The organism is Solibacillus sp. FSL W7-1464, from assembly GCF_038004425.1.
Taxonomy (GTDB): domain Bacteria; phylum Bacillota; class Bacilli; order Bacillales_A; family Planococcaceae; genus Solibacillus.
In genome coordinates this window covers 3,404,275-3,428,784 of record NZ_JBBORC010000001.1, presented here as the reverse complement: position 1 = coordinate 3,428,784, position 24,510 = coordinate 3,404,275, and the positions used below count along the sequence as shown (strand labels likewise).

21 protein-coding genes are annotated in these 24,510 nt (G+C 38.4%); 10 read left to right on the top strand and 11 right to left on the bottom strand.

The genetic code is table 11. The features are described from left to right. Nucleotides 1-33: 33 nt before the first annotated feature. Nucleotides 34-1,578, top strand: coding sequence for an L-glutamate gamma-semialdehyde dehydrogenase (gene pruA, locus MKZ25_RS17155; protein ID WP_340802539.1), 1,545 nt, complete (start codon nucleotides 34-36; stop codon nucleotides 1,576-1,578). Nucleotides 1,579-1,664: 86 nt separating this feature from the next. On the opposite strand, the gene MKZ25_RS17150 is transcribed toward pruA, so the two are convergent. The 5 genes from MKZ25_RS17150 to MKZ25_RS17130 all read right to left on the bottom strand — a co-directional run bounded on the left by MKZ25_RS17150 (nucleotide 1,665) and on the right by MKZ25_RS17130 (nucleotide 7,265). Continuing rightward, the gene (locus MKZ25_RS17150; RefSeq protein ID WP_340802538.1) at nucleotides 1,665-2,573 is read right to left on the bottom strand and encodes an ABC transporter ATP-binding protein; all 909 of its coding nucleotides are present in this window, start codon (nucleotides 2,571-2,573) and stop codon (nucleotides 1,665-1,667) included. Nucleotides 2,574-2,575: 2 nt separating this feature from the next. Further along, nucleotides 2,576-3,622 (bottom strand): ABC transporter ATP-binding protein, encoded by a 1,047-nt coding sequence (locus tag MKZ25_RS17145; RefSeq protein ID WP_340802537.1) that lies wholly within the window; start codon nucleotides 3,620-3,622, stop codon nucleotides 2,576-2,578. A 14-nt stretch (nucleotides 3,623-3,636) separates the two neighbouring features. After that, entirely contained in the window at nucleotides 3,637-4,569 is a 933-nt protein-coding gene (locus MKZ25_RS17140) for an ABC transporter permease (protein ID WP_340802536.1), read from the bottom strand. Further along, the gene (locus MKZ25_RS17135; RefSeq protein ID WP_340716521.1) at nucleotides 4,569-5,498 is read right to left on the bottom strand and encodes an ABC transporter permease; all 930 of its coding nucleotides are present in this window, start codon (nucleotides 5,496-5,498) and stop codon (nucleotides 4,569-4,571) included. The genes MKZ25_RS17140 and MKZ25_RS17135 overlap by 1 nt, the downstream gene beginning before the upstream one ends. A 147-nt stretch (nucleotides 5,499-5,645) precedes the next feature. Next, entirely contained in the window at nucleotides 5,646-7,265 is a 1,620-nt protein-coding gene (locus MKZ25_RS17130) for a peptide ABC transporter substrate-binding protein (protein ID WP_340802535.1), read from the bottom strand. 355 nt (nucleotides 7,266-7,620) lie between these two features. Here MKZ25_RS17130 and MKZ25_RS17125 point away from each other — a divergent pair, with 355 nt between their 5' ends. Continuing rightward, on the top strand, nucleotides 7,621-8,178 hold the full coding sequence (locus MKZ25_RS17125; protein ID WP_340802533.1) for a thioredoxin family protein: 558 nt from the start codon (nucleotides 7,621-7,623) through the stop codon (nucleotides 8,176-8,178). Nucleotides 8,179-8,353: 175 nt separating this feature from the next. Beyond that, on the top strand, nucleotides 8,354-9,280 hold the full coding sequence (locus MKZ25_RS17120; protein ID WP_340802532.1) for a diacylglycerol kinase: 927 nt from the start codon (nucleotides 8,354-8,356) through the stop codon (nucleotides 9,278-9,280). Nucleotides 9,281-9,724: 444 nt separating this feature from the next. Here the strand turns inward: MKZ25_RS17120 and MKZ25_RS17115 are convergent, their stop codons facing one another. After that, a complete protein-coding gene (locus MKZ25_RS17115; RefSeq protein WP_340802531.1) occupies nucleotides 9,725-11,410 on the bottom strand; it encodes a methyl-accepting chemotaxis protein in 1,686 nt (561 codons plus the stop codon). A 185-nt stretch (nucleotides 11,411-11,595) separates the two neighbouring features. Between MKZ25_RS17115 and rlmD the strand changes: the two genes are divergently transcribed. Together rlmD and MKZ25_RS17105 are read left to right on the top strand one after the other, a co-directional pair. Then, the gene (gene rlmD, locus MKZ25_RS17110) at nucleotides 11,596-12,960 is read left to right on the top strand and encodes a 23S rRNA (uracil(1939)-C(5))-methyltransferase RlmD (RefSeq protein WP_340802530.1); all 1,365 of its coding nucleotides are present in this window, start codon (nucleotides 11,596-11,598) and stop codon (nucleotides 12,958-12,960) included. Nucleotides 12,961-13,125: 165 nt separating this feature from the next. Then, a complete protein-coding gene (locus tag MKZ25_RS17105) occupies nucleotides 13,126-14,028 on the top strand; it encodes a glycine betaine ABC transporter substrate-binding protein (protein ID WP_339196188.1) in 903 nt (300 codons plus the stop codon). A 338-nt stretch (nucleotides 14,029-14,366) separates the two neighbouring features. Here MKZ25_RS17105 and MKZ25_RS17100 read toward each other — a convergent pair whose 3' ends face one another. The 3 genes from MKZ25_RS17100 to MKZ25_RS17090 form a co-directional block, all read right to left on the bottom strand. Continuing rightward, nucleotides 14,367-15,083 carry a ferredoxin--NADP reductase gene (locus MKZ25_RS17100; protein WP_340802529.1) on the bottom strand — a complete coding sequence of 239 codons (717 nt, stop codon included), beginning with the start codon at nucleotides 15,081-15,083 and terminating at the stop codon, nucleotides 14,367-14,369. Between the two features lie 189 nt (nucleotides 15,084-15,272). Continuing rightward, nucleotides 15,273-15,701, bottom strand: a complete 429-nt coding sequence (locus MKZ25_RS17095; protein WP_340802528.1) for a MarR family winged helix-turn-helix transcriptional regulator — start codon at nucleotides 15,699-15,701, stop codon at nucleotides 15,273-15,275. A gap of 145 nt (nucleotides 15,702-15,846) precedes the next feature. Then, nucleotides 15,847-16,476: a nitroreductase family protein gene (locus MKZ25_RS17090; protein WP_340802527.1), complete on the bottom strand. Its 630-nt coding sequence runs from the start codon at nucleotides 16,474-16,476 to the stop codon at nucleotides 15,847-15,849. A 219-nt stretch (nucleotides 16,477-16,695) separates the two neighbouring features. On the opposite strand from MKZ25_RS17090, the gene MKZ25_RS17085 reads away from it, so the two are divergent. Then, entirely contained in the window at nucleotides 16,696-16,881 is a 186-nt protein-coding gene (locus MKZ25_RS17085; RefSeq protein ID WP_339173762.1) for a hypothetical protein, read from the top strand. A 57-nt stretch (nucleotides 16,882-16,938) separates the two neighbouring features. On the opposite strand, the gene MKZ25_RS17080 is transcribed toward MKZ25_RS17085, so the two are convergent. Beyond that, nucleotides 16,939-18,984, bottom strand: a complete 2,046-nt coding sequence (locus tag MKZ25_RS17080) for a methyl-accepting chemotaxis protein (protein ID WP_340802526.1) — start codon at nucleotides 18,982-18,984, stop codon at nucleotides 16,939-16,941. A 314-nt stretch (nucleotides 18,985-19,298) separates the two neighbouring features. Here MKZ25_RS17080 and MKZ25_RS17075 point away from each other — a divergent pair, with 314 nt between their 5' ends. After that, the gene (locus MKZ25_RS17075) at nucleotides 19,299-20,204 is read left to right on the top strand and encodes an NAD(P)/FAD-dependent oxidoreductase (protein WP_340802525.1); all 906 of its coding nucleotides are present in this window, start codon (nucleotides 19,299-19,301) and stop codon (nucleotides 20,202-20,204) included. A 222-nt stretch (nucleotides 20,205-20,426) separates the two neighbouring features. Further along, the gene (locus MKZ25_RS17070) at nucleotides 20,427-21,278 is read left to right on the top strand and encodes a DegV family protein (protein ID WP_340802524.1); all 852 of its coding nucleotides are present in this window, start codon (nucleotides 20,427-20,429) and stop codon (nucleotides 21,276-21,278) included. Nucleotides 21,279-21,472: 194 nt separating this feature from the next. On the opposite strand, the gene MKZ25_RS17065 is transcribed toward MKZ25_RS17070, so the two are convergent. Continuing rightward, nucleotides 21,473-22,210 (bottom strand): YqcI/YcgG family protein, encoded by a 738-nt coding sequence (locus tag MKZ25_RS17065; protein ID WP_340802523.1) that lies wholly within the window; start codon nucleotides 22,208-22,210, stop codon nucleotides 21,473-21,475. Nucleotides 22,211-22,378: 168 nt separating this feature from the next. Between MKZ25_RS17065 and MKZ25_RS17060 the strand changes: the two genes are divergently transcribed. Then, nucleotides 22,379-23,233, top strand: a complete 855-nt coding sequence (locus MKZ25_RS17060; RefSeq protein WP_340802522.1) for a dimethylarginine dimethylaminohydrolase family protein — start codon at nucleotides 22,379-22,381, stop codon at nucleotides 23,231-23,233. 178 nt (nucleotides 23,234-23,411) lie between these two features. After that, complete coding sequence (locus tag MKZ25_RS17055) at nucleotides 23,412-24,266, top strand: DegV family protein (RefSeq protein WP_340802520.1); 855 nt, start codon at nucleotides 23,412-23,414, stop codon at nucleotides 24,264-24,266. Nucleotides 24,267-24,510: the final 244 nt, after the last annotated feature.

Here is a 24,510-nt window from a genome sequence, read left to right as displayed (position 1 = left end):
AAATATTGCACTTAATATCGGAGGTAATGATAAATGATTAACTATAAACATGAACCATTTACAGATTTCTCGGTAGAAGAAAACAAGCAAGCTTATTTGGAAGCGCTTAAAAAAGTAGAATCACAGCTTGGTGCCGACTATCCTCTAATTATCGGTGGCGAACGTATAACGACAGAAGAAAAAATTGTATCATATAACCCGGCAAAGAAAACAGAAGTGATCGGGTCTGTTTCAAAAGCTTCAAAAGACTTGGCTGAAAAAGCGATGCAAGAAGCAGATAAAGCATTCAAATCATGGAAAAAAGTTAAACCTGAAATCCGTGCAGATGTATTATTTAAAGCAGCGACAATTATCCGCCGCCGCAAGCATGAGTTTTCTGCATGGTTGACGAAAGAAGCAGGTAAGCCATGGAATGAAGCGGATGCAGATACTGCAGAAGCAATCGACTTTTTAGAATATTACGGCCGCCAAATGCTGGAAATGAAAGATGGCCGTAAAGTAGAAAGCCGTCCGAATGAATACAACCGTTATGATTATATTCCACTGGGGATCGGGATCGTTATTTCACCTTGGAACTTCCCGTTTGCAATTATGGCAGGAACAACTGTAGCAGCTGTGGTAACTGGTAACACAGTATTATTAAAACCAGCATCAACAACACCGGTTGTCGCTTATAAGTTTATTGAAGTGCTTGAAGAAGCTGGTTTACCAAAGGGCGTTGTAAACTTCGTACCTGGTAGCGGTGCGGAAGTAGGGGACTACTTGGTAGACCACCCGAAAACACGCTTCATCAGCTTTACAGGTTCCCGTGATGTCGGTTTACGTATTAACGAACGCGCATCCAAATTAAGCCCTGGCCAAATTTGGATTAAACGTGTCATCGCTGAAATGGGCGGTAAAGATACAATCGTTGTTGATAAAGATGCAGATTTAGAGTTAGCTGCACAGTCCATTGTAAAATCAGCTTTCGGTTTCTCTGGCCAAAAATGTTCAGCTTGTTCACGTGTCGTAATCGTAAAAGATGTATATGATCAAGTTGTAAACCGTGTGGAAGAGTTAACGAATTCATTAACAATCGGTGACCCTTCAGACAATAATAACTTTATGGCAACAGTAATCGATTCGGCTGCATTCAAAAAAATCAGCGAATATATTGAAATCGGTAAAACAGAAGGCCGTCTAGTTGCTGGCGGTACTGCAGACGATTCTGTTGGTTACTTCGTACATCCGACTGTATTTGCGGATGTAGACCCGGAAGCGCGTATTATGAAAGAAGAAATCTTCGGTCCGGTTGTAGCCATTACAAAAGCAGATTCATTTGAAGAAGCGATTGATATTGCAAACAACACGGAATACGGCTTAACAGGTGCAGTTATTACAAATGACCGTATGAACTTGGAGTATGCTCGCGAAGAGTTCCATGTTGGAAACCTTTATTTCAACCGCGGCTGTACAGGTGCAATCGTTGGTTACCAGCCATTTGGCGGCTTCAACATGTCAGGTACTGACTCTAAAGCAGGCGGACCGGATTATTTAACATTGCATATGCAAGCGAAAACAACATCTGAATCATTTTAATTATTAAGTCATAGTCATTGGAAATTTCCTTATATAATAGAAAGAACTCCTTCACATTGCCTCGTGAAGGAGTTTTTATTTGTTTTTTATTTAGCCCAGTCTTTCACTTGTGCATCTGTGCCAAAGACAAAATGGCCAGGGCGGGCTTCGATTACTTGAGCTGCCGGATCATGTTCAACATGTTTGTACGGAATACGTGTACGGCTGCGTTCATATGCCGGATCCGGCTGAGGAACTGCAGATAATAAAGACTTCGTATACGGGTGGATTGGATTGTTGTAAATCTCATCCGCACTGCCAAGTTCTAATATTTTTCCGCGATACATAACCGCGATTCGGTCTGATATATACTTTACCATCGATAAATCATGGGCGATGAATAAATAAGTTAATCCACGTTCTTTCTGAAGCTGCTTCAGTAAGTTTACTACCTGTGCCTGAATGGAAACATCAAGCGCAGAAATCGGCTCATCGGCAATGATGAAGCTTGGATCTAGACTAAGCGCACGGGCAATACCGATACGTTGACGCTGCCCACCGGAAAACTCGTGGGCATAACGGTTAGCGTGCTCGCGTGTCAGTCCGACTGCTTCCAATAACTCACCAATACGAGCTTGACGTTCTTTTTTGTTTTTATACAGACCATGGATGTCAAAACCTTCCGCAATTAATTCACCGGCCGTCATACGAGGATTTAAACTCGCATAAGGATCCTGGAAAATCATTTGCATTTCACGGTTGAACTGCATCAATTCTTTTCGTGACTTCATTTCCGATATATTCTTGCCTCTGAAGGTAATTTGGCCTTCTGTAATATCGTAAAGGCGGATAATTGAACGGCCCGTCGTTGATTTACCGCAGCCGGATTCTCCAACTAAACCTAATGTTTCGCCTTCATATACATCAAAGGAGATGCCATCGATCGCTTTAATCGGTTGCTTGGCAGTGCCAAAATATTGTTTTAGGCCTTTAACTTCTAATATTTTATTTGCCATGATTACATGCCCTCCTGTTGATAGCCTTTAATACGGCGTGCTACCGCATCAGGGACTGGCATTTTTGGTGCATCAGGATGCAGTAGCCAAGTTTTAGCATAATGTGTATCCGAAACTTTAAACATTGGCGGTTCCATCTCAAAGTCGATTTTCATTGCAAACTCATTACGAGGGGCAAATGCATCGCCTTTAGGTGGTTCAATCAAGTTTGGCGGTGAACCCGGAATCGCCATTAACAGCTCATCTGTAGAGTTGTTCAAGTCCGGCATAGATCCAAGCAGTCCCCAAGTGTACGGGTGCTGCGGGTTGTAGAAAATGTCTTCTACTGTACCATACTCTACGATTTGACCGGCATACATTACCGCAACTCTATCTGCTACATTTGCTACAACACCCAGGTCATGTGTGATGAAAATAATCGATGTATTCGATTTCTTTTGTAGCTCTTTCATCAGCTCTAAAATTTGTGCCTGAATCGTTACATCAAGTGCTGTCGTCGGCTCATCGGCAATTAAAAGCTTTGGATCTGCTGCAAGAGCAATGGCAATAACAACACGTTGACGCATCCCGCCGGACAGTTCGTGAGGGTAAGATTTATAACGTTTTTCAGGGTAAGGGATACCTACTTGATCAAGTAATTCAATCGCACGTTTTTTTGCGTCGTCCTTAGTTGTAACTTTATTATGCTTCAACAGTACTTCGGTAATTTGCTTCCCGATTCTCATTGTCGGGTTTAATGCCGTCATAGGATCCTGGAAAATCATTGAAATATCATTTCCGCGTACTTTCATCATTTCCTTTTCAGATAAAGGGATAATATTGCGGCCATTGAAGTTAATTTCACCACCGGCATAAATACCCGGTGGCTGTGGAATTAACTTCATCAGTGCATTGCTCGTTACGGATTTTCCGGAACCGGATTCACCAACGATTGCCAATGTTTCGCCTTCGTATAATTCAAAGCTTACTCCGCGTACGGCTTGTACGACGCCAGCGTACGTTTTGAAATTAATACGTAAGTCGTTTACTTCTAATACTTTTTTCTTCATTGCGTACACTCTCCTTATTTACGTAATTTCGGATCAAGTGCGTCACGTAAGCCGTCCCCAACTGCGTTAAATGCGAATATTGTAATCGAGATTAAAGCTGCAGGGAACAATAATCGCCATGGTGCAGATTGAAGTGCTTTGAAACCTTCAGAGGCCATCGTACCCCAGCTGGCTAAAGGAGCCTGAACCCCTAAACCTAAGTAGCTTAAGAAACTCTCTGTGAAAATTGCACTTGGAATAGTCATTGTCATTGTTACTAAAATAGCACCCATTGCATTTGGGATTAAGTGACGTTTAATGATGTGCCATTGATTTGCGCCTAATGTACGGGCTGCAAGTACGTACTCCTGATTTTTGATTTTCAGTACTTCACTTCGTACAATTCGTGCCATGTTTACCCAACCTGTAATGGAAAGGGCGATAATCATAGGAACTAAACCAGGCTCCATAATTACCAATAAAATAATTACTACTAATAAATAAGGGATTGCCGTTAATACGTCTGCGATACGCATCATGATATTATCGACACGTCCACCAGCCAAACCTGCAATACTTCCCCATAAAACACCGATGATCAAATCAATTACAGCAGCAGTAATACCGATGAACAATGAAATTCGGGCACCTTCCCAGGCACGGACAAAAATGTCGCGCGCAAGGTCATCCGTACCGAACCAATGTGTTGCAGAAGGAGCGGTATTGTATAATCCGACATTCTGTTCATATGTATAAGAAGAGAACATTGGTGCAAAAATTGCAAATCCTGCTATCAGAACTAAAAGGATTAACCCTAGTACAGCTAACTTGTTATGAGAGAAGCGATAAAATACTTCTTTCCAATAAGATACTTGCTTTTTAGAAAGGGCATCTGTATTTTCTGAACGACCGACAACATCGAACATGTCAGCTGATACTTTTGGTATTTGCTGTTCGTTTTGAGCCATTATTTTTTCGCTCCTTTCAATTTAATACGTGGATCGATGACACTGTATAAAATGTCTACGATTAACACAGCCAGCAATAAAATTAGTGAATAGAACACTGTCGTACCCATAATTACCGTATAGTCACGGTTTGTAATACTTGTTACGAAGTGGCGGCCAAGTCCTGGTACCGCAAAAATCTGTTCAATGACGAACGAACCTGTAATAACACCTGCAAACAGTGGACCTAAATACGTTACAACCGGCAATAATGCATTACGTAAAGAGTGCTTGAACACAATTGTCCATTTTCCTAGACCTTTTGCACGAGCAAGCTTTACATACTCACTATTGTTTTGCTCCAACATACTAGAACGCGTAAGTTTAGCAATAAATCCGGCATGGGTAACGGCGATTGCCAGCGAAGGTAAGATCGTATAGGCGAATCCTTTCCAGCCACTTACCGGGAACCAGCCAGCTTCAAATGCCAAGTAATACTGCAGGAGTCCGGCTAAAATGAATGAAGGAACCGAAATCCCTAAAATTGCAAAAATGGTTGCGGCATAATCTCCAAAGCGATTATGGTACAGTGCAGAAATAACGCCGAGCAATACGCCAAGACCAATGGCTAAAACCATCGCCTGAAGACCTAAAGCAAGTGATACAGGGAAGCTTTCTGCGATAATGTCATTTGTGGAACGGCCTTTGTATTTCATCGACTCCCCAAAATCAAATGTCATTGTGTCTACTAAATAATCTTTATATTGGATATACCAAGGATTATCCAACCCGTATTTCGCGTTTAATTGTTCTTCGATGGCAGGGGGCAGTTCACGTTCGCTAGTAAACGGGCTACCGGGAGCAAGCTGCATTAAGAAGAACGTCGCTGTAATAATTAAGTACATTGCAAGTACGATATAGAGTAATCGTTTAATAATAAAGTTAAGCAATGTCCGTACCTCCTTTTTATACTATTTTGAATATTTGATAAAACTATGAAAGGGAGTGCCCGAAATATAATTTCGAGGCACTCCCTATTTACGATGATTTTTGAAATGATCTCGTCCATCGCAGGAGTAAATACTAAATAGTTAAAATTACTTCACTTTAACGTATTTCAGGTTAATGTTACCTAAAGCATCTGGAACCATATTTTCTACTTCATCAGATACAACGTTTAAGTTCGTGTTGTAGTAAATTGGTGCTACAGGCATTTCTTCCATGATTACTGCTTCAGCAGCCAATAGTTTTTCCGTACGTTTTGCCGGATCTGTTTCAGTGATTGATTCATTCAATAATGCAGTGTACTCATCGTTTGACCAGCCAGTTTGGTTATTGCCGTTTTCAGCAGAGTTGTACATTTCAAGGAATGTATATGCATCATTGTAGTCAGCGCCCCAGCCAAGACGACCGATTTGGTAATCGCCATTGCCGATTTTATCTAAGTATACTTGCCACTCCGAGTTATCAAGTTTAACAGTAATACCTAAATTCGATGACCAGCCTTGTTGAATGAATTGTGCGATAGCAGAGTGTGCTTCAGAAGTGTTGTATGAAACTTTTACTTCTAAATCTTTAGCGCTAGCTAATCCTAATTCTTTCAAACCAGCATCTAAATATTTTTTTGCTTCATCGAAATCAGCATCTTTGAAGTAACCTTCGTCATCGCCGAAGCCTTCAACAGAGTTTGGTACGATACCTAATGCAGGTTCTTGTTCACCTTTTACAATATTACTGATTAAGCTTTCACGGTCGATTGACAATGCTAATGCTTTACGAATGTTTTCGTTTTGCATTACTGGATCTTCTGTATTGAACTTGTACCAGTAAATAGATGACATATCAGAAACATTTAATTTGTCTTCTGATTTTAAGCGGTCGATTGCATCAAGAGAAATTGTCCCGTAAGGAGCTCCAAGGAAATCGATTTCGCCAGCGTCAAACATTGTCATTTGAGTTGTTTCAGACTCAACCATTGCAATGTTAACTGTATCGATATCTACGTTTTTCGTATCCCAGTAAGTATCGCTCTTCTCTAAAACGATATCACCTGAATGGTTCCAAGTAGTTAAGTTGAATGCACCGTTTGATACATATGTATCTGCTTCTGTGTACCATTTTGGATCCGCTTCAGCTGTTGCTTTATGAATTGGGTAGAATGTTTTGAAAGCTGTTAATTCCAAGAAATATGGAGTTGGAGCGTTTAACGTTACTTCCAATGTTTTTTCATCGATTACGTTAATCGCCACATCTTCAGCAGTGCCTTTACCAGTATTGTATGCCTCTGCTCCTTTAATAGCGTAAAGGATTGAAGAATATTCTGACGCATTTTCCGGGTTTAATGCCCATTTCCAAGCGTATGCAAAATCATCAGCCGTTACTTTTTCACCATTTGACCATTGTGCGTCACGTAAAGTGAATGTGTAAGTTAATAGGTCATCCGATACTTTATAGTCTTCAGCGGCAGCTAGAACCGGCCCGCCTTCAACCATTGTTGTTAAACCTTCAAATGTACTTTCTAAAATAGCACCAGAAGTTGTATCTGAAGCTAATTGTGGATGTAATGAAGGCGGCTCAGATGTAATTAATAGATCTAATTCTTTTTCACCATCTCCAGATGATGTAGATTTTGTTTCTTCTCCACCGCCACATGCTGCAAGTAATGCAGATAATGAAAGTGCTGTAGCAGTCAATGCGACCTTTTTATTGCGTTTCATAAATAACCCCTCCTAGAAAATCATGTAAATTAAATTTTCTGATAATTTTTTGATGCGTTATTTTAATATATCAGAATATTTATAAGAAATATATACTAGATTAAAAATTTTTTATAGATACTAATAAGTAAAACAATTAAGAAAATTTTTAATTATTTTACTATAAGTTAATATTATTTCTATAAAATATTGAATTGGTTTTATATGCTCGAAAATATTAAAAATTTGCTGTTTTATGTAACTTGTTTTGAAAATTTCGAATTGTATTATTGTGTAACAATTTTGACACATAAAACTTTCTTTTTTTCTTTAAAACGTGCAAAATAGAAGAGAGAATTTGAAAGGTGGTATATATATGAAAACAGAACAACAATATTTTGAAGAGAGCCAGTCGATGAGAGAATATATGGATGCAATGTCTCAACTGAAAGAACAAAGCTTTGCAATTTACGAGGGCTTTGAACTTCCGGAAGATACTGCTTTTATTGAAAAGCTGAAAAGTGCCAATATCCATATTTTGGCGATTACGGAAGACTGGTGCGGGGATGCTATGATTAACAACCCGATCATTCGCAAAGTAGCGGAAGCGGCAAATGTGGAAATTCGCACGGCATTACGTGATGCGGATACTGACTTAATCGACCGTTATTTAACAAATGGCGGACGAGCTATTCCGATGTATTTAATTTTAAATGAAGCCGGGGAAGTAATTACTACATGGGGGCCACGTGCGCCGCAATTACAGCAGCTTGTAACGGATTTACGTGCGACTTTACCGGATAAAGAAGATCCGTCATTTGAAGAAGCACAAAAAGCAGTATATGAAAATATGCGCGGACAGTATGTAAACGATTCAAAGCTGTGGAGCTACGTATATGAAGATTTTAAAAACAAGGTAAGTGCAGCTATATAATTTTACTTATCCTGTTACTTTTACGAGTTCTTACTATATAATATAGTAGGAACTTTTTTCTATTTTAAGCGTATTATTGAAGAGATGATCCCGGGTACTATTGTTGCTTTTCTAAATCAGACAGCAGTATACTTTGGGCAGGATGAAAAATATAATTAATCAGGATGAGATCAAAATGAAAAGAGCGAGAATTATATATAACCCGACTTCGGGTCGTGAAGCATTTAAGAGGCATCTTCCGGAAGTATTGGAGAAACTCGAAATAGCAGGATACGAAACTTCATGCCATGCAACGACTGGTGAAGGTGATGCGACAAATGCTGCAATCGAAGCCGTACGTCGCGAATTTGATGTTGTAATTGCAGTAGGTGGTGACGGTACTTTAAATGAAGTAGTAGCAGGTGTCAGTCAATGTGAAAAACGGCCGAAGCTAGGTTTGATTCCAATGGGGACGACAAATGACTTTGCACGGGCTGTTCGTATTCCACGTAATGTCGAGGAAGCGCTGAACATTATTCTTGCAGGGGATACAATACCTGTCGATGTCGGCATTTTGAATGAAGACCGCTACTTCATTAACATTGCTGCTGGCGGGCGAATTACCGAGCTGACATATGAAGTCCCGAGCAGAATGAAAACGGTTCTTGGACAAATGGCATATTATTTAAAAGCGATTGAAATGATTCCTTCCATTAAAGCGACGCATATGAAAATCCAAATGGATGATGAAGAGTTTGATGGAAAAGCGATGATGTTTTTATGCGGCTTAACAAATTCAGTAGGCGGTTTCGAGAAAATTGCACCAGATGCATCAATCAATGACGGGCTGTTTACCGTTATGATTTTAAAGGAATGCAATATTGCGGATTTCATACGTATAGCTTCACTTGCATTGCGTGGCGAGCATTTATCCGATGAGCGTGTCGTTTACCGAAAAGCCAATCGTGTTGTTGTATCATCCGATCAGGAAGTCCATATAAACCTGGATGGTGAATACGGCGGCGATGCACCGGCCGTTTTCCAAAATTTAAAACGGCATATTGAAGTATTCGTGCCAATCGATAAAATTCGTGAAATTGAAACGGATGAAGAAGTAATTTAATTGAAGCTTGCAAGGGTAGTGGAATGCCCTTGTAAGTTTTTTGTTTTGGGAGGAGATTGGGGGCGGGGACTGAGCGAGCAGGCAGGTGGATTCTAATATATAGTTAAAAGTTCTAATAAAATAAATTAAGTTCTAATAAAAGGCGAAAGTTCTAATATATCGGCATGAACTTCTAATATCGGGCCGAGATGTTCAAATAAACCCATCGAATGTTCTAATATCCTTTTAACACTTTCTAATAAAGTACACCATTGTTCTAATATCCGCACAATCTCATAAGAAAGAAAACCTTAAACGTCCTATAAAAAGCCACTTTTCTAATATCTCCCTCAACTTTTCTAATAAATGAAAAATTGTTCTAATAAGCAATGAGAAACTTCTAAAAAACCTCCACTTCAACAATTAAAAACCGTTAAAGTGAAGGTAATTCAAAATCAATTCATTCTATAATGTAAATTTATCCATGCTTTGTTGGAGCTGTTTTGCCTGATTCGCTAATCGTTTAGACAATTCTTCCATTTCAACGACAATTTCAGTTTGGAGTTGAGTTGCATTGGCTACTTGCTCTACATTCATCATCGTTTTCTCTGTACCTTGCGAAATTTCGATGACTGAAGCGGCAACTTCTTCAGAGCTTGCTGAAATTTGCTGTGATGTAGCAGATATATGTTCTGCACGCTCCGTTATATTGTATATATTGTCGGTAATCGTATGGAATGACTGACCGGCACGATCAATGATAACGACGCCATCATTTGCACACTTGAGACTGCTTTCCACCGCTTCGCCAACGTTTTGGGAATTGTGCTGAATCGTTTCGGTTAAATGCACAATTTCGTTTGCGGACTTTTTGGATTGTTCCGCGAGTTTGCGGACCTCATCTGCCACAACAGCAAAGCCTTTCCCATGTTCACCAGCTCTGGCTGCTTCAATGGCAGCATTCAAGGCAAGCAGATTCGTCTGATCGGCGATATCGGTAATAGCTTTTGTTATTGCACTGATTTGTCCTGACTGTTCGATTAGAACATGGGAAAGGTTGGAAATCGATTCAGTAGATGCATGTACGGTTTCCATTTGCTGCATCGCTTCATCAATAATTTTTACCCCATCATTGGCAAACTGTGTCAATGTCACCGCACCACTATGCAAGTCTTGTGTAGATCGTGCAATCGAATTAATTCCTTGTGACGTCTCATCCACAGCGAGTGCACTTTCATTTGCTCCAATAGTCATCGTCGCGGCTGTCTGTGCAGTATGCTCGACCAATTCTTTAATGTGAACTGTTTCCACAGAAATCGATTCACTGTTTTTCAAAAGCGAATCAGCCGAATTGCTAAGCTGAGTGGCGTTTTGCTGAATGCTTGTTAACAGTTCCTCAAAATTACGCTGTAATGAAATGAAAGCATTCGACAGCATACCGAATTCATCTTTTGTACGAACCGGTTTATGTAAAACTTTAATGTTCCCGTCTGCTATTTGTTCCAGATCATTTGTAATGGATTGGAGGCGCTGTGTAATGCCGTGTTTCGTATAAATCATATAAAAGCCGATAACGACAAGCGTAATAATAAGAAAAACGATCGACAAAATCGTAGAAAGTGAAATCATGTCTTTCGTATTGTTTACAACTTTATCAAGCTCTTTGTTTTCGATTTGTTCCACTTTCTCCGCAAGTTCGCTCGTGAATCCGCTCGTATATGTATAATCGCCATTCACCATTGAAAGAGCGGATGAAATATCACGTGCCTGTACAGATGAGATGACCTTATCCATTTGCTCCGCGATTATTTCGGACTGATCCTTTAAGTTAGTGATAACTGGTGAAGCTTCCGCTAAAATATTTTCACCTTGCACCTCCTCGATTAACTGAATGAGGCTTGTTGTATGGCTGTTTAGTAAATCCAGGTTATTTTGAGAAGGGTCTACTGCATAGGCACGTGCATAAATCCCCTGCGACAATATGTGCTGCTGGATATCATTAATACGCGTAACCTGCGCCATTTGTACATCAACGGCTTTGGAAACTTCATCACCAATACGGAAAAACTGAACGGTTGCAAATCCGATTGAAAGTAGAAGAATCATTCCGATTAAAATGAAGCCTATATTAAGTTTTTTGCGAACTGACATGGTTTTCTTCTCCTTAAAATAGAATTATTAGAGCTATAAATTGAATTATATAGGTAAAACTTACTGAATACTAGAAAAAAAGGAATAATTGGAATTAGTAAGGATATGTGAAGGAAAGTATAATAAGTGCAAAATATATGGAGCATGGTACAATAAAGTGATTGAAATGAGAGGAAGAAATGAACATGTCTGCACCAATAAAAAAAAATGATCGTCAAACAGTTTATATAGAAGATTTAACACATGATGGCAATGGCGTCGCAAAAATTGATGGCTATCCATTATTTATACAAGGGGCACTACCTGGAGAAACCGCCGAAATTCATGTCATGAAAACATTAAAGAATTATGGCTTTGCTAAAGTAGTGAATATACTGGAAAAGTCGCCTGATCGTGTAGAAGCGCCATGTGTCTATTTCTCGCAATGTGGAGGATGCCAGTTACAGCACCTTTCGTATGAGGGACAATTAAAATGGAAGCAAAATATGGTCGCAAATGTGATGAAGCGTCTTGGTAAAATCGATGCACCTGTCCTTCCGGTAAAAGGGATGGAAGAGCCCTGGCATTACCGCAACAAATCACAAATACCTTTCGCGCAAAACGAAGCAGGGCAGATGGTGGCAGGCTTCTATAAAACGAAGTCACACTCAATCGTTGATATGGAACGTTGTTTAATTCAAACAGGGGAAGCCGATGTTGTCATGGCAGACTTGAAACGTGAATTAGAAATTTTAGGTGTGCGTCCATATGATGAAAAAACCCATCAAGGCATGTTGCGTCACGTTGTCGTTCGTAAAGGGCGTGCGACAGGCGAAGTAATGGTCGTACTTGTTACAAAGTCCAAGAAGTTCCCGCAGGCGAGTGCGGCAATCGAAAAAATCCGTGCGCTTATCCCTAATGTCACATCGATTGTACAAAATATAAATGGTGAGAAAACAAATGTTATATTCGGCAATGATACATTCACGCTTTGGGGCAAGGATACAATTGAAGATACAATCGGCAATGTCCGCTTTGAAATTTCGGCACGCTCGTTTTATCAAGTCAACCCTGTTCAAACAGAAGTTCTCTATAAACAGGCACTTGATTATGCACAACTTACAGGTAATGAACGTGTAATCGACGCATACTGCGGTATCGGATCTATTTCACTGTTTTTAGCCCAAAAGGCTGGTCACGTAATGGGTGTTGAAATTGTCGAGCAAGCAATTGAGGACGCGAAACGTAATGCCGCGCTAAACGGTTTTACAAACACGTATTTCGAAGCAGGCCCGGCAGAAGAAGTCATTCCACGCTGGTACAAAGAAGGTAAAGTAGCAGATGTATTGGTAGTCGATCCACCACGTAAAGGCTGTGATGAAGCGTTACTGAATACAATCATCGAGCAAAAACCGAAGCGTGTCGTATACGTATCATGCAACCCTGCAACACTTGCACGCGATCTCCGCATTTTAGAAGATGGCGGATATAAAACAAAAGAAGTGCAGCCAGTTGATATGTTCCCGCACACGACACACTGTGAAGCGGTTGCTTGGCTGGAGCTAGTATAAGGTGAAAAAGCAGACGATTTAGAAGTATTGGTATCAAACTTCTAAACCGTCTGCTTTTACTTATTAATTTGTATGAAGGTAGCGGTATACCAAGATATTATGATATAGTTGTAAATTAAGTTAGAAAAAGGAAAATTTAATAGGAGAGAGGGAATTTTTATTATTATGAAGCATTCTAAAAAACAAATTATTAATGGTCTTATTGTAGCAATGTTGGCGCTTTTACTTGTAGCTTGTGGAGATACCGATGATAAAAACGAGGGGACAGCAAATGATACAAGTGGAACAGGAGAAAAAACTAAGTTGTCAATTGGGTTAGACCCATATGATTATTCGACGGTACCAGCTTATTTATCACAAGTTATTTTGGAGCAAGAAGGTTTTGAAGTAGAGATTGAGGAAGCGGAAATCGGAATCTTATATGAAGCGCTTTCTAATCAGACGATAGATGCGTTTGTCGATGTTTGGAGTCCGAATTTACATAAAGATTATTTGGAGAAATATAGTGAATCATTTGAAATAGCGGGTACTTTATATTCAGATATGCCATTTGGAATGGCAGTGCCACAGTATTTAGAGGATATTAATACAATTCAAGATGTTGCAGATCATCCAGAGCTTTTTAATAATAAAGTTTATGCCATTGAGCCAGGAAGCGGTATGGCTATGACGACTGAAGAAATGATAAAAACATATGGCATGGACGACTTTAAAGTACAAAATAGTAGTGTTGCTGCAATGCTTGCCCAAGTAGATACCATGTTTGAAAAGGAAGAGGCCATTGTATTTAATGCTTGGCGCCCGCATCCTATGTTTGTTCGTTTTGACATTAAATTTTTAGAGGATCCACTTAATACATGGAAGAGCGATGATGTTCAAATTGCAGTCACGCCGAATCTTAAGGAAGAATCACCGACAGCCTATAAGTTATTTTCCAACATGGAGCTGACGTTGGATATGGTAGAAGAATGGATTATGCAATTGGATGAAGGGAAGCCGCTGAGAGAGTTAGCGGAAGTATGGGTGGAAGAAAATCAAGAAACAGTAGATAAGTGGCTGGAAAAATAAATGCGATTTATAATCAAACCAGGTGAACTAGAATTAGCAGGATGATATTCCGTACAATTTATATTATATTCAATATTAGAAGCTGATTCAGTATATTCCTAAGTATCAAGAGTTACCACCTCGTTTTAATGAAGCGGTGCCTGGCTAGAGTTGGTGTAATATGTAAAAAGACCTAGAGGTGTAGTCTCTAGGTCTTTTTGATTTCGGGGTAGGAAATTGGCAATAAAGGAATAAATAGTCGCCTGATTTGGGTTAGTATAGAAAAAAGAACGGATTCATGGTTGATTCGTTCTTTTACTTGCTTTTGCCCATTGTGATTTTTTCGGAAATACAATTGTTTAAACTACAGTTTCAGGCGAAAAAAATTTAGGTAATTGTCGTTCGCGTTTATCAAGGACGATTTGTTCCGGTTTAATGCCTTGTTCACGCAACACGTCAATGTTTTGCAAAATAAATTCGTCGCTGCCGACAACGTAGAATAGACCGTCCTGATCTGCAGCAAGTTTTTTCACTTCTTCATAATAAACTTTTCGATTATCAACATACTGTGATGAGAAATTTTTATCAGGTGCAGATTCAAAAACATCAGTAAATAAGTAGTCTTTTGATGAATCAATATTTAGAGAATGAAGGCGATTAATACGATCAGGTCGTTCCAAATAAGTAAGTACAAGCGGTCGGAACGTTGCAAGGCCTACACCGGAAGATAATAAGTAAACATTTTTGCCTTCTCTTTTCAGCGGTACATTGGAATGGATTTTAAATAGTGCAACTTTATCGCCGACTTCCAGATTTCTTAAAATCGATTTAAATTCAGAGCAAAGTTCTCTTATGCGAGTTGTAATGCCGACAGTCTGCTCATTTGGTAATGTGGAGATGGACATATGGCGAACCAGGCTTTTATTAGGTTGTTCACCGGCATTAAAACCTTCTAAAGCGAGGTGTGTATGGGCACCTTCTTCCCATGTGAAGCCTTCGGGAAGGTCCAGCAAAAACGTTTTCACTTCGGGTGTTTCTTCGATGATTTTGTTTATTTTCGTCCAGTATATTTGCATAATACATTCTCCTTAAGTAATGCTTATTTTCTTATAGTTATAGTATATCACAGATGATAAACATTCTCATTTAAAAATATCTGTAATAGATTAAATAGTTGTGAATGTTAGGTGTTTTATAATAAAAAAGAAGAACGATATCCCGGTTTTGGGGGGAATCGTTCTTCTTTCTTCACTATTATGCAACGGTTAAAGATTATCTACATTATCATTTAACCGTGTAAGAAATTGCTTAAGTTGCTGTAATTCACTATCTGAAAAATCTTCATAGAGATCATTCAGAAACTGATCATTAAACATTGTGCAACCCTCAAGTAATGCTCGTCCTTTATCGGAAATCGTTACAAGTACTTCGCGGTTGTTCTTTTCATTGCGTTTACGTTCGACATACTGCTGTTCTTCAAGCAATTTTAAATGGCGTGTAATTGCTGCTTGGTCGATAGCTAAGGATTGTTGCAGCACCTTTTGTGTAACGCTTCCTTTTTTAATTAAAGAAACTAAAATTTCGTATCTTGTCAAACTGATTTCTGTTCTTTTTTCAAAAATTTGCGTTACGTGACGGTCTAATCTTTTTAACATCATGATCATCTGTTTTTTATCATCCAAACAAACTTCCATACTAACCCTCCCTACATTGATTGCACTTCGTTCTAGGTATCTATACCTATATGGTAGCATTTCCGTTCATTCGGATAAAGAATAAAAAAATTTCATACTATATGATTTAAATTACATATGTCTTGTAAAGAAACCTGTAATAACATTAGCTAGAGAAACGAATAATTTGATCAAATGGCAGGCGAGATGAGTTACGAGCCGGCATAGCAGCCTTTCCGATAGCAATTAAAACCATCGGTACCTCATTTGCAGGCAGCTCATATCTTTTAGCGAATGCCGCTTTATCAAAGCCACCCATTATTACTGTATCATAGCCCATATCCTTCGCCAAAAGTACGATTTGCATAGAAATCAAACCTGAATCTAAATGGGCAATATTACTACGTTCAGCATCAGAAAAACTGCTGTACGCCGCTTCGGAATTAGAAATCATCATATCAGCAATCTCGCGTGGCATATAGCCTAGCTCTACATTTAAATCGTTAATTTGCTTGGCATTTTTATACATTTCAATATCGCCGATTACCGCAATAATCGCTGATGATGTTTCGATTTGTTCCTGATTAAATCCGGCAATGCGCAACTCTTTCTTCTGTTCAGCATCGTCAATAACAAGGAAGCGCCAAGGCTGAAGGTTACTTGATGAAGGAGCTGATGTTGCCTGCTGCAGAATATGTTGAATTGTCTCGCGGGGAATCGTAACACCCGGTACATATTTACGGACTGATTTACGTTCTTCCATTAATTTTTCTAAAGCTGTTTTTTGTTGTAACATATTTTTTCACCCTTTTTATCTAAATTAGAATAGGTTTTTATTTTAGTTGATGAGTCAATGATTGACAAGTCATATGTCTTATTTATAACAATAGAGGAAGAATATAAAATAAATCAGCTCGCAGCAAAAGAAGACCAAGTATAAAATTATACGAGCTTTTAGTTAACAATTGGATAGAAATTTACTTTCCACACACACTGTTAGTGGAGGTGAGTTGGAATGGGTAACAATAAACATAAAAACAATAAAACTCAGGATAACAAAAAGCAGCAGAACCAAAATCAAAATGCTAACAGACCACGGGCAAACAGAGAAGAATTTGCTCAGGAAGTAAACTTTGATCAAAATCAGAATCAAAACCAGAATCGTAATAAAAACCAAAAACAAAATAAGAAGGATTGCTAAGCTTTCATCAGAAAAACCCCAATACACGTTAAATTGTGTATTGGGGTACTTTAATTTTTATAACTTAAATTTCGAAACAGAGTCAGTTAATTTTTCAACTTGTTTATTTAAGTGCGTAGCATGCATTGTTACTTCAGAAGTGGCGGATGTTTGTTCTTCGATTGAACTCGCAATTTCTTGCGTCTCTGCTGTTACCTCTGTTGCCATTTCATTAACAACTGTTATTGAAGATACAACGACATTCTTTTGCTGCTGCATTGTTGATACATCTTCCATCGTATTTGAAATCGACACTTTCATATTTTCCAGTGTATCGGAAAGCTGTTTGATTGCATTATCTACCGTATTAACTGCTAACTTCTGATCTTCGCTAATCTCATTTGTCTGATTCATCACTTGAACGAGTTGCTGAGTATCCTCTAAAATACTTAAAATAATCTGTTGAATATTAGTTGTTGCCGCTTTTGAACTTTCTGCCAAGCTTCTTACTTCATCTGCTACAACCGCAAATCCTTTTCCGTGCTCACCTGCTCTAGCTGCTTCAATCGAAGCATTAAGTGCAAGTAAATTCGTTTGTTCAGTAATTTGGGCAATTACATCAGTTACTTTCGAAATGGATTTCGTTTTTCCATCTAACTGTCCGGTTACGACCGTAACTTCATTGAATGCTCGCTCTAAATTCGCATAGGACGTTTCCAATTGCTGAACTTTGTCAATGCTTGAATGCACTTCTACCAATGCTTCGTCAGCATCATTTACCATTTGCTGCGTTTTTAGTTCTATAGATTCTATACCATCGGCCAATTCATGAATAGCTGTAGAACCATCATGCATTTTTTCTGCCTGTGTGCTCGTATTCATAGCAATTTCTTCGATGCTGCTTGAGACATTATTCAACGCTTGCTCATTTTCCTTGGCAATAATAGCTAAACTGTTAGAAGAATGCTGGATTTCCATTGAGTTTTCATTTACTTGGTTAATCAAACTGCGAATCTCATCAAGCATAATGTTATATTGATTTGCCAAGTCTGCAATTTCATCTTTTGAAGTTGTTTCAAAACGTGAAATAAAGTCACCACTTGCTGTTTTTTCAAATACTACTTTAAAGCTGTTTAAAATATCCACTAATTTTCGTGCCATATAATAGGCGAATAAACATCCTATAATCAGACCGATTGCCAAAGAAATCCAGCCGGCAATCGTTAATCTTTCCAACTGTTGTGCATAGCTATCTTCATCCACTAAAGAAACAATTTGCCAGTTATTTTTTTCGATTACTTGAATTTCACCCGTATAATTCACGCCATTCCATTCAAACTGTTCAATTTGGCTGTTTCCGCTTTTAGCACCTGACAGCCAATCAAACTTTTGTTCTAATTCAGAAGTATCTAATAGATCGGTAACGCCCGCAATCTTGCCGGAATTACCGGCAATGATATTCTTTCCGTCCCCATCTTCGATAAATGAAGACACAATCAGTCCATTTGGATCGACAATCATTAATTTTGAAGATGATTTTGCTTCAATCCCTTCACGAACCTTACCAATTGTAGAGAAATCAACATCATAGCCGATCGCACCGACAAGTTCACCATTATTAAATACAGGGGCAATAACAGATGTCATCAGTTTATTTATACCAGTATCCAAATAGACATCCATCCATTGTATGTTTGGATTTGCATTCAATTTTGCGTATGTTTGTGAATCACGCACATCCCATTCATAATCAATTCCAGGCGTAGCATGCAGTTTACCGGAATTAAAATCCATGAAGTAGACGGATAAGTAATTTTCATTGTTCTTTTTTATAGTGCTGGTAATTTCATCGATATGTAAATAATCCACTTCATCTTTTTGTAAAATCGTTTCGATAATTTGACCGAATTGCAGAAGGTTTTTTTCATAAGTTTCCAAACTTAATGACACTTGGTCAACAGCATTTTTAGCATTGTTAGAAGATGTCTGTTCGTTTTCTTCCGTCAAAATATTACGTACTGTCCATTGACTAAAAAATACAGTAATGACGACCGCTGTAATGATTGCAAGTGAAATTAAAACGATCCACTTAGTTTTTATCTTCGAGTTTTTGAGGATATTCATTTTCATCTACCTTTTACTTATATATTGACTTTCATTCCCAAAATGAGGGTTTTAAAGACGTGTAATAGAATATATTATTATGGGACTTTTGTCTAACTATATGATTGGTAGTTTCAGTATTTATTAAGAAGTTATAATTTTTTGATTTATTTTACTATTCATACAATGTTTCGAATGAAAATAAATGACGAAAGGATACTACTGGATTTTTGGTTCAAAATATCCAAGATAGGGCATAAAGAATTATGGATGTTTTTTCTATATAAATACTGGGAATTTAATGAAATCAGAAACAAAATGAGTGGGTGATAAAAATGGATGTATTGGATTGTATTGTAATCGGCGGTGGACCCGCTGGATTAAGTGCCAGTTTAGTTTTAGGCAGGGCTAGAAGAGAGATTGTACTATTCGATGATAAAACGAATCGCAATCGTGTGACAGCAGAGGCGCGCGGATTTATCACACGGGATCGGACCAATCCCCAGGAGTTCAGAGAAATGGGATTGAAAGAACTGGAGAGCTATCCGTCAGTATCATACGTAAACGCAACAGTTACGGAGATAACCAAGGATAAAGATAATGAAAAATATATTGTCAAAGCCTCTAATGACAAGGAGTATATGACAGAAAAAATTATATTGGCTACAGGTATTCAGGAGGTTTTTTTCATACCGAGCATAAGAAACTATTACGGAAAAAGTTTATTCAGCTGTCCATACTGCGATGGTTGGGAGCAGCGGGATAAACCTCTGGTGGTTATCGCGGAAAAAGAAGAGCATGTGTTGCATTTGACCAAACTAATCTATAACTGGTCACAGGATTTAGTTGTTCTGACGAATGGTCTTGAACTTTCGGAAGAGGCGTCTTCGCAGTTAGAAAAACGAAATATCGAAATAATAGAGGATCGGATAAAAACTTTAATTGGTAATGACGGGTTTTTAAAAAAAATTGAATTTGATTCAGGAAAAATGCTTCAACGGTCTTTTGGGTTTGTAGCACCAACGTATTACCGTCCGAATAAACTTGTGGAAATGCTAGGTTGCGAAATACACGAAAATGGAAAAGTCATAACGGACGGTGTCGGCAGAACATCTGAGAAAAATATATATATTGCAGGAGAAACTGAAACAGCCCGACCGTCTTCATTAATGATTTCTGCTGCCAGAGGGAATAAAGCGGCAGTTTCGGTAAATGTGGATCTTACAGAGGAACGTTTTTAATAGAAAGAAAAAGAATAAGATCATTAAATTTACAAAACGGATTTTTGAAAAAGAGTTCGTTTTTTTCTATTGAACATATCTAAACAGGTTATGCCAATCTAACTCTTACATATAAATATATTAGAGGTTCAATTAAAATATAAGTAAGTTTCTATTACAGGTTTATTATCGATAAAAATATAAGTGCGCAGAATTGGCTGCGTTAATTGGAAGGTGTATACGATGAGAAAGATTATTTTATCAACTGACAGTGGGGCAGATTTACCGAAAGAACTGGTTGAAAAATATCAAATTCAAGTAGCTCCAATGCATATCATTATGGATGGGAAAGATTATTTGGACGGGGAGCTGTCTGTAGAGGAAGTCTTTGATTATTACAATCGCACTAAGAAAATTCCATCTACTGCAGCTACTAATGTACAGGAATATCATGATTTGTTTTCAAAAATCAGATCTGATTTTCCGGATAGTATGATTATTCATATTGGGTGTACATCAAAATCATCTGTCACTTTCCAGAGCGCGGTCATCGCAGCAGAAGAATTTGATGATATTTATCTGATCGACTCATTAAATATAACGGGAGGGTTAGCGGCAATCGTTATGTATGCGGCCGTATTGCTTGAAAACGAACCTTCCATTGACCATATTCATTTAATTAAGGAAATAGAATCCTTTGTGCCCAAAACAAGGCTTGCAATTATACCAGGCAGTCTCGATTTTTTGAAAGCCGGAGGAAGAGTGAGTAATCTTGTTTATCTCGGAGGGGCATTATTAAAAATAAAACCTTGCATTGAATTAAAAGAAGGGAAACTTGTTTCAACAAGAAACTATCGCGGAAAGATGAGTATTGTAGCAGAGAAGTTTATGCGCGATTTTTTAAATGAGTATAATATTGATAAAAAACTGCTATTTTTGATTTACTCAATCGGGCTTGATGAAAGTATTAAAAATCGGATGGTTGAAATTGCCAGGGGGAAAGGGTTCGAAAATGTGAAATGGATGCAGGCGGGAGCCGGGATATCAACGCATGCCGGTCCGGGAGGAGTTGGAATTGCCGGATTAGAATGCTAGCTGTATAGCGGTTGGAACGTTTCGTCGATTGAGGTGTAGGTACAGTATGTATAAAATTGTATAGATGTCTGCACTAATTTATATTGCATTAATTGCTTTAGTAGCTGTCATTTATTATGTAGGTAAGAAAGCGTTAGCCTGAAAGTAAAGGTAAAAGAACGAATCTCACATTGAATTCGTTCTTTTTTATAGCACTATAATAACAATGATTTATGCTGGAAAGGGCATTTTCCTTGAATCGGTACAATATCGTCCCCAATAAAGGATTGTTTCCATTCATTATGTGTCGGATCTCCAAAGTGACCGATATCAGGATGTTTCGGAAGCTGATCCCAAACTTCCACACGTTTCCGTACTTTTTCCCTGGACATAATACCGCCTTTTTCCGTACCCTCTAAACCTTGGAAGATTTTCCGCGGCTGAAATCCGAGTACCATCGCATTTCCTAAATGCCGGGTTTTGCGCTTCTTGTATGCAGGAGCATTCCCGAACACAAAGACCGGCTCGCCAGCGAAATGAAAATCCCACAAATAATGATCTGGATTACGAGGGCTGTTTTCAGGCCATTCAACTTTATCGACTGAATGCAGGTATTGGAGGATATCCCAAAACTGTTGACGATAATCATCTAGCGCACCTTCTTGTTCAAAAGGCTCCACAAAAACAAAGAGACCGTGTCTTTTATAATTAGGCTGTTTAAACAAATCTAAAAAACTTTCTACTGCGTTCGGTAAATTACTCCAATCATCCTGACTAATATACGCATAGCGGAGTTCACCTTTTAGTTCGCCGCTCATCCCAAAAAAACACGGGAATGTTTTATCCGTTACCGTGGTATGAAAAGTCTCATATTCTTTATAGAGCCAACTTGGCAAGTCCGCTCGATTGTGGAAATCTTCTTTAGTTAATAATGCCTGCCCCTTCGTAATCATAAAATCTCCTCCATTAAAAATCTTCGCTTAAAATTTTATTGCTAATCCATACCCCGACGGAAATTTCTTGAAACTAAAGTAATCACCGAGTATTTAACGTAAATTGTTTATGAAATCGTAAAAATAGGGAATGGTATAAAGGTGAATCAAGAATGTGGAGGATGACTTATGGTAAAAACATTTTCAAAGCAATCCCAAATAGTATGTCAAAGTGAATATGGAACTTTAAAAAAGGTTGTGTTATGCGAACCTAAATATATGGAAATTAAAGAAGTAATCAATGATGTCCAAAAAAAATATAAGCATGATAATATCGATCAGGATCTTGCAATAGCCCAGCACCAAAACTTTGAACAAACGCTGCGCAATGCTGGTGTGGAAGTAATTAAACTACCTCCTAGTAAAGAGCACCCGGAACAAGTGTTTACAAGAGATATCGGTTTTACTATCGGAAATCAGTTGTTTGTTTCACAGATGGCCAATCCTATCCGTCAAGGTGAAGATGAAGTACTGGCACAATGGCTGATTGAAAATAAAATCCCTTATCATAACCTTTCCAAATATTCAATTGAAGGTGGCGATGTGATTATTGATGGTCCTCGGGTTTTTGTCGGAATCAGTGATCGCACATGCGAAAAGGCCATTCAAAATTTACAAAAACAACTGCCCGATTTTGAAGTTCTTCCAATCCCGTTTAACCCGAAATATTTACATTTAGACTGTGTATTCAATATTCTTTCATCAAAAGATGCACTTATTTTTCCGGATGCATTCGAACCGGAAGTAGTCAAACTTTTATCGAGTATGTATGATTTAATCGAAGTAAGCGAAAACGAGCAGTTTACAATGGGGACTAATGTGCTTTCTATTGGACAAAATCGTGTATTGAGCTTACCTGTTAACCGTGATGTGAATTATCAAATGAGCCAGCATGGCTATGAAGTGCTGGAAGTCGATTTTTCGGAGATCATTAAATCGGGCGGCTCGTTCAGATGCTGTTCTATGCCAATTGTACGTCAATAAAAAGTTGGTGTTTTATTATAAACGATGCGAATGATCTGCCATTCGTTTTTACTATATGTGTTATATAGATTGTTCATTCTAAATGTTGTGCTTCCCGCATCTCCTTATTAGTGTATATTTAAAATAAGTATGCAAAAAAGATTGCAGTAATGACTGCACTTTTTGAAAGGAAGGTACAATGAAAAGAAGAATTATTTTATCGACTGAGAGTGGTGCGGATTTACCGAAGGACCTGGTTGAAAAACATCAAATTCAAGTAGTACCGATGCACGTTATTATGGAAGGAAAAGATTATTTGGATGGTAAGCTGTCTGTAGAAGAAGTTTTTGACTTTTACAATTTGACGAAAACAATTCCGTCTACAGCTGCGACGAATGTCCATGAATATCAAGATTTGTTTACAAATATCCGATTGAAATTTCCTGAAAGCATTATTATTCACATTGGCTATACGTCGAAAGCATCTGCTTCCTTTCAAAGTGCGGTAATTGCAGCAGAAGATTTTGACGATCTTTTTCTGATTGATACATTAAATGTAACGGGTGGATTAGGTGCAGTGGTGATGTATGCTGCCCATTTACTTGAAGAGGAGCCTGAAATCGGTCCTGAACACTTAATTGAAAAAATTGAATCAATCGTTCCTAAAACACGGCTGGCGTTTTTGCCCGGAAGTTTAGACTTTTTAAAAGCGGGTGGACGAGTGAGCAATATTGCATACATCGGTGGTGCTTTGCTTAAAATTAAGCCTTGTATTGAGTTAAAAGAAGGAAAGCTTGTTTCAACTAGAAAATACCGCGGTAAGATGGACATTGTTGCAGAAAAACTGATGAGAGATTATTTAGCTGAATACAATATTGATCGCAAACAATTGTATTTAATCTACTCGATTGGACTTGATGAGCAGATCAAGAAACGTCTGGAGGAAATCGCGAAGGATACCGGTTTCAAAAATGTAAGATGGATGCAGGCCGGTGCAATGATTTCTACTCATGCAGGTCCTGGTGGATTTGGTATTGCCGGGATAGAATTATAAATGAAAAATAAGAAAGAACCTGGAGTTTTTAATTCCAGGTTCTTTTTTGATTATCACTTTTGCTCCTCCATGACACACTGCCTCGCTTTCAGATTAAATTTTAGATTACTCCAAAAGTATTCTGTTTAAGCTCATTCAGTTTTCGTTGGTCCTTTTGAGATTGATCTTTCGCACTCATCGGGTTAACCCTCCAGTCACTTAGATTTGAAGTGAAATCTTTAATAGTATAGGCCGTATTTCATTT

What these genes read in the sequence shown, in the direction of transcription:
- pruA (WP_340802539.1), top strand. Translation starts at nt 34, where the DNA reads ATGATTAACTATAAACATGAACCATTTACAGATTTCTCGGTAGAAGAA.
- MKZ25_RS17150 (WP_340802538.1), bottom strand. Translation starts at nt 2,573, where the DNA reads ATGGCAAATAAAATATTAGAAGTTAAAGGCCTAAAACAATATTTTGGC.
- MKZ25_RS17145 (WP_340802537.1), bottom strand. Translation starts at nt 3,622, where the DNA reads ATGAAGAAAAAAGTATTAGAAGTAAACGACTTACGTATTAATTTCAAA.
- MKZ25_RS17140 (WP_340802536.1), bottom strand. Translation starts at nt 4,569, where the DNA reads ATGGCTCAAAACGAACAGCAAATACCAAAAGTATCAGCTGACATGTTC.
- MKZ25_RS17130 (WP_340802535.1), bottom strand. Translation starts at nt 7,265, where the DNA reads ATGAAACGCAATAAAAAGGTCGCATTGACTGCTACAGCACTTTCATTA.
- MKZ25_RS17125 (WP_340802533.1), top strand. Translation starts at nt 7,621, where the DNA reads ATGAAAACAGAACAACAATATTTTGAAGAGAGCCAGTCGATGAGAGAA.
- MKZ25_RS17120 (WP_340802532.1), top strand. Translation starts at nt 8,354, where the DNA reads ATGAAAAGAGCGAGAATTATATATAACCCGACTTCGGGTCGTGAAGCA.
- MKZ25_RS17115 (WP_340802531.1), bottom strand. Translation starts at nt 11,410, where the DNA reads ATGTCAGTTCGCAAAAAACTTAATATAGGCTTCATTTTAATCGGAATG.
- rlmD (WP_340802530.1), top strand. Translation starts at nt 11,596, where the DNA reads ATGTCTGCACCAATAAAAAAAAATGATCGTCAAACAGTTTATATAGAA.
- MKZ25_RS17105 (WP_339196188.1), top strand. Translation starts at nt 13,126, where the DNA reads ATGAAGCATTCTAAAAAACAAATTATTAATGGTCTTATTGTAGCAATG.
- MKZ25_RS17100 (WP_340802529.1), bottom strand. Translation starts at nt 15,083, where the DNA reads ATGCAAATATACTGGACGAAAATAAACAAAATCATCGAAGAAACACCC.
- MKZ25_RS17095 (WP_340802528.1), bottom strand. Translation starts at nt 15,701, where the DNA reads ATGGAAGTTTGTTTGGATGATAAAAAACAGATGATCATGATGTTAAAA.
- MKZ25_RS17090 (WP_340802527.1), bottom strand. Translation starts at nt 16,476, where the DNA reads ATGTTACAACAAAAAACAGCTTTAGAAAAATTAATGGAAGAACGTAAA.
- MKZ25_RS17085 (WP_339173762.1), top strand. Translation starts at nt 16,696, where the DNA reads ATGGGTAACAATAAACATAAAAACAATAAAACTCAGGATAACAAAAAG.
- MKZ25_RS17080 (WP_340802526.1), bottom strand. Translation starts at nt 18,984, where the DNA reads ATGAATATCCTCAAAAACTCGAAGATAAAAACTAAGTGGATCGTTTTA.
- MKZ25_RS17075 (WP_340802525.1), top strand. Translation starts at nt 19,299, where the DNA reads ATGGATGTATTGGATTGTATTGTAATCGGCGGTGGACCCGCTGGATTA.
- MKZ25_RS17070 (WP_340802524.1), top strand. Translation starts at nt 20,427, where the DNA reads ATGAGAAAGATTATTTTATCAACTGACAGTGGGGCAGATTTACCGAAA.
- MKZ25_RS17065 (WP_340802523.1), bottom strand. Translation starts at nt 22,210, where the DNA reads ATGATTACGAAGGGGCAGGCATTATTAACTAAAGAAGATTTCCACAAT.
- MKZ25_RS17060 (WP_340802522.1), top strand. Translation starts at nt 22,379, where the DNA reads ATGGTAAAAACATTTTCAAAGCAATCCCAAATAGTATGTCAAAGTGAA.
- MKZ25_RS17055 (WP_340802520.1), top strand. Translation starts at nt 23,412, where the DNA reads ATGAAAAGAAGAATTATTTTATCGACTGAGAGTGGTGCGGATTTACCG.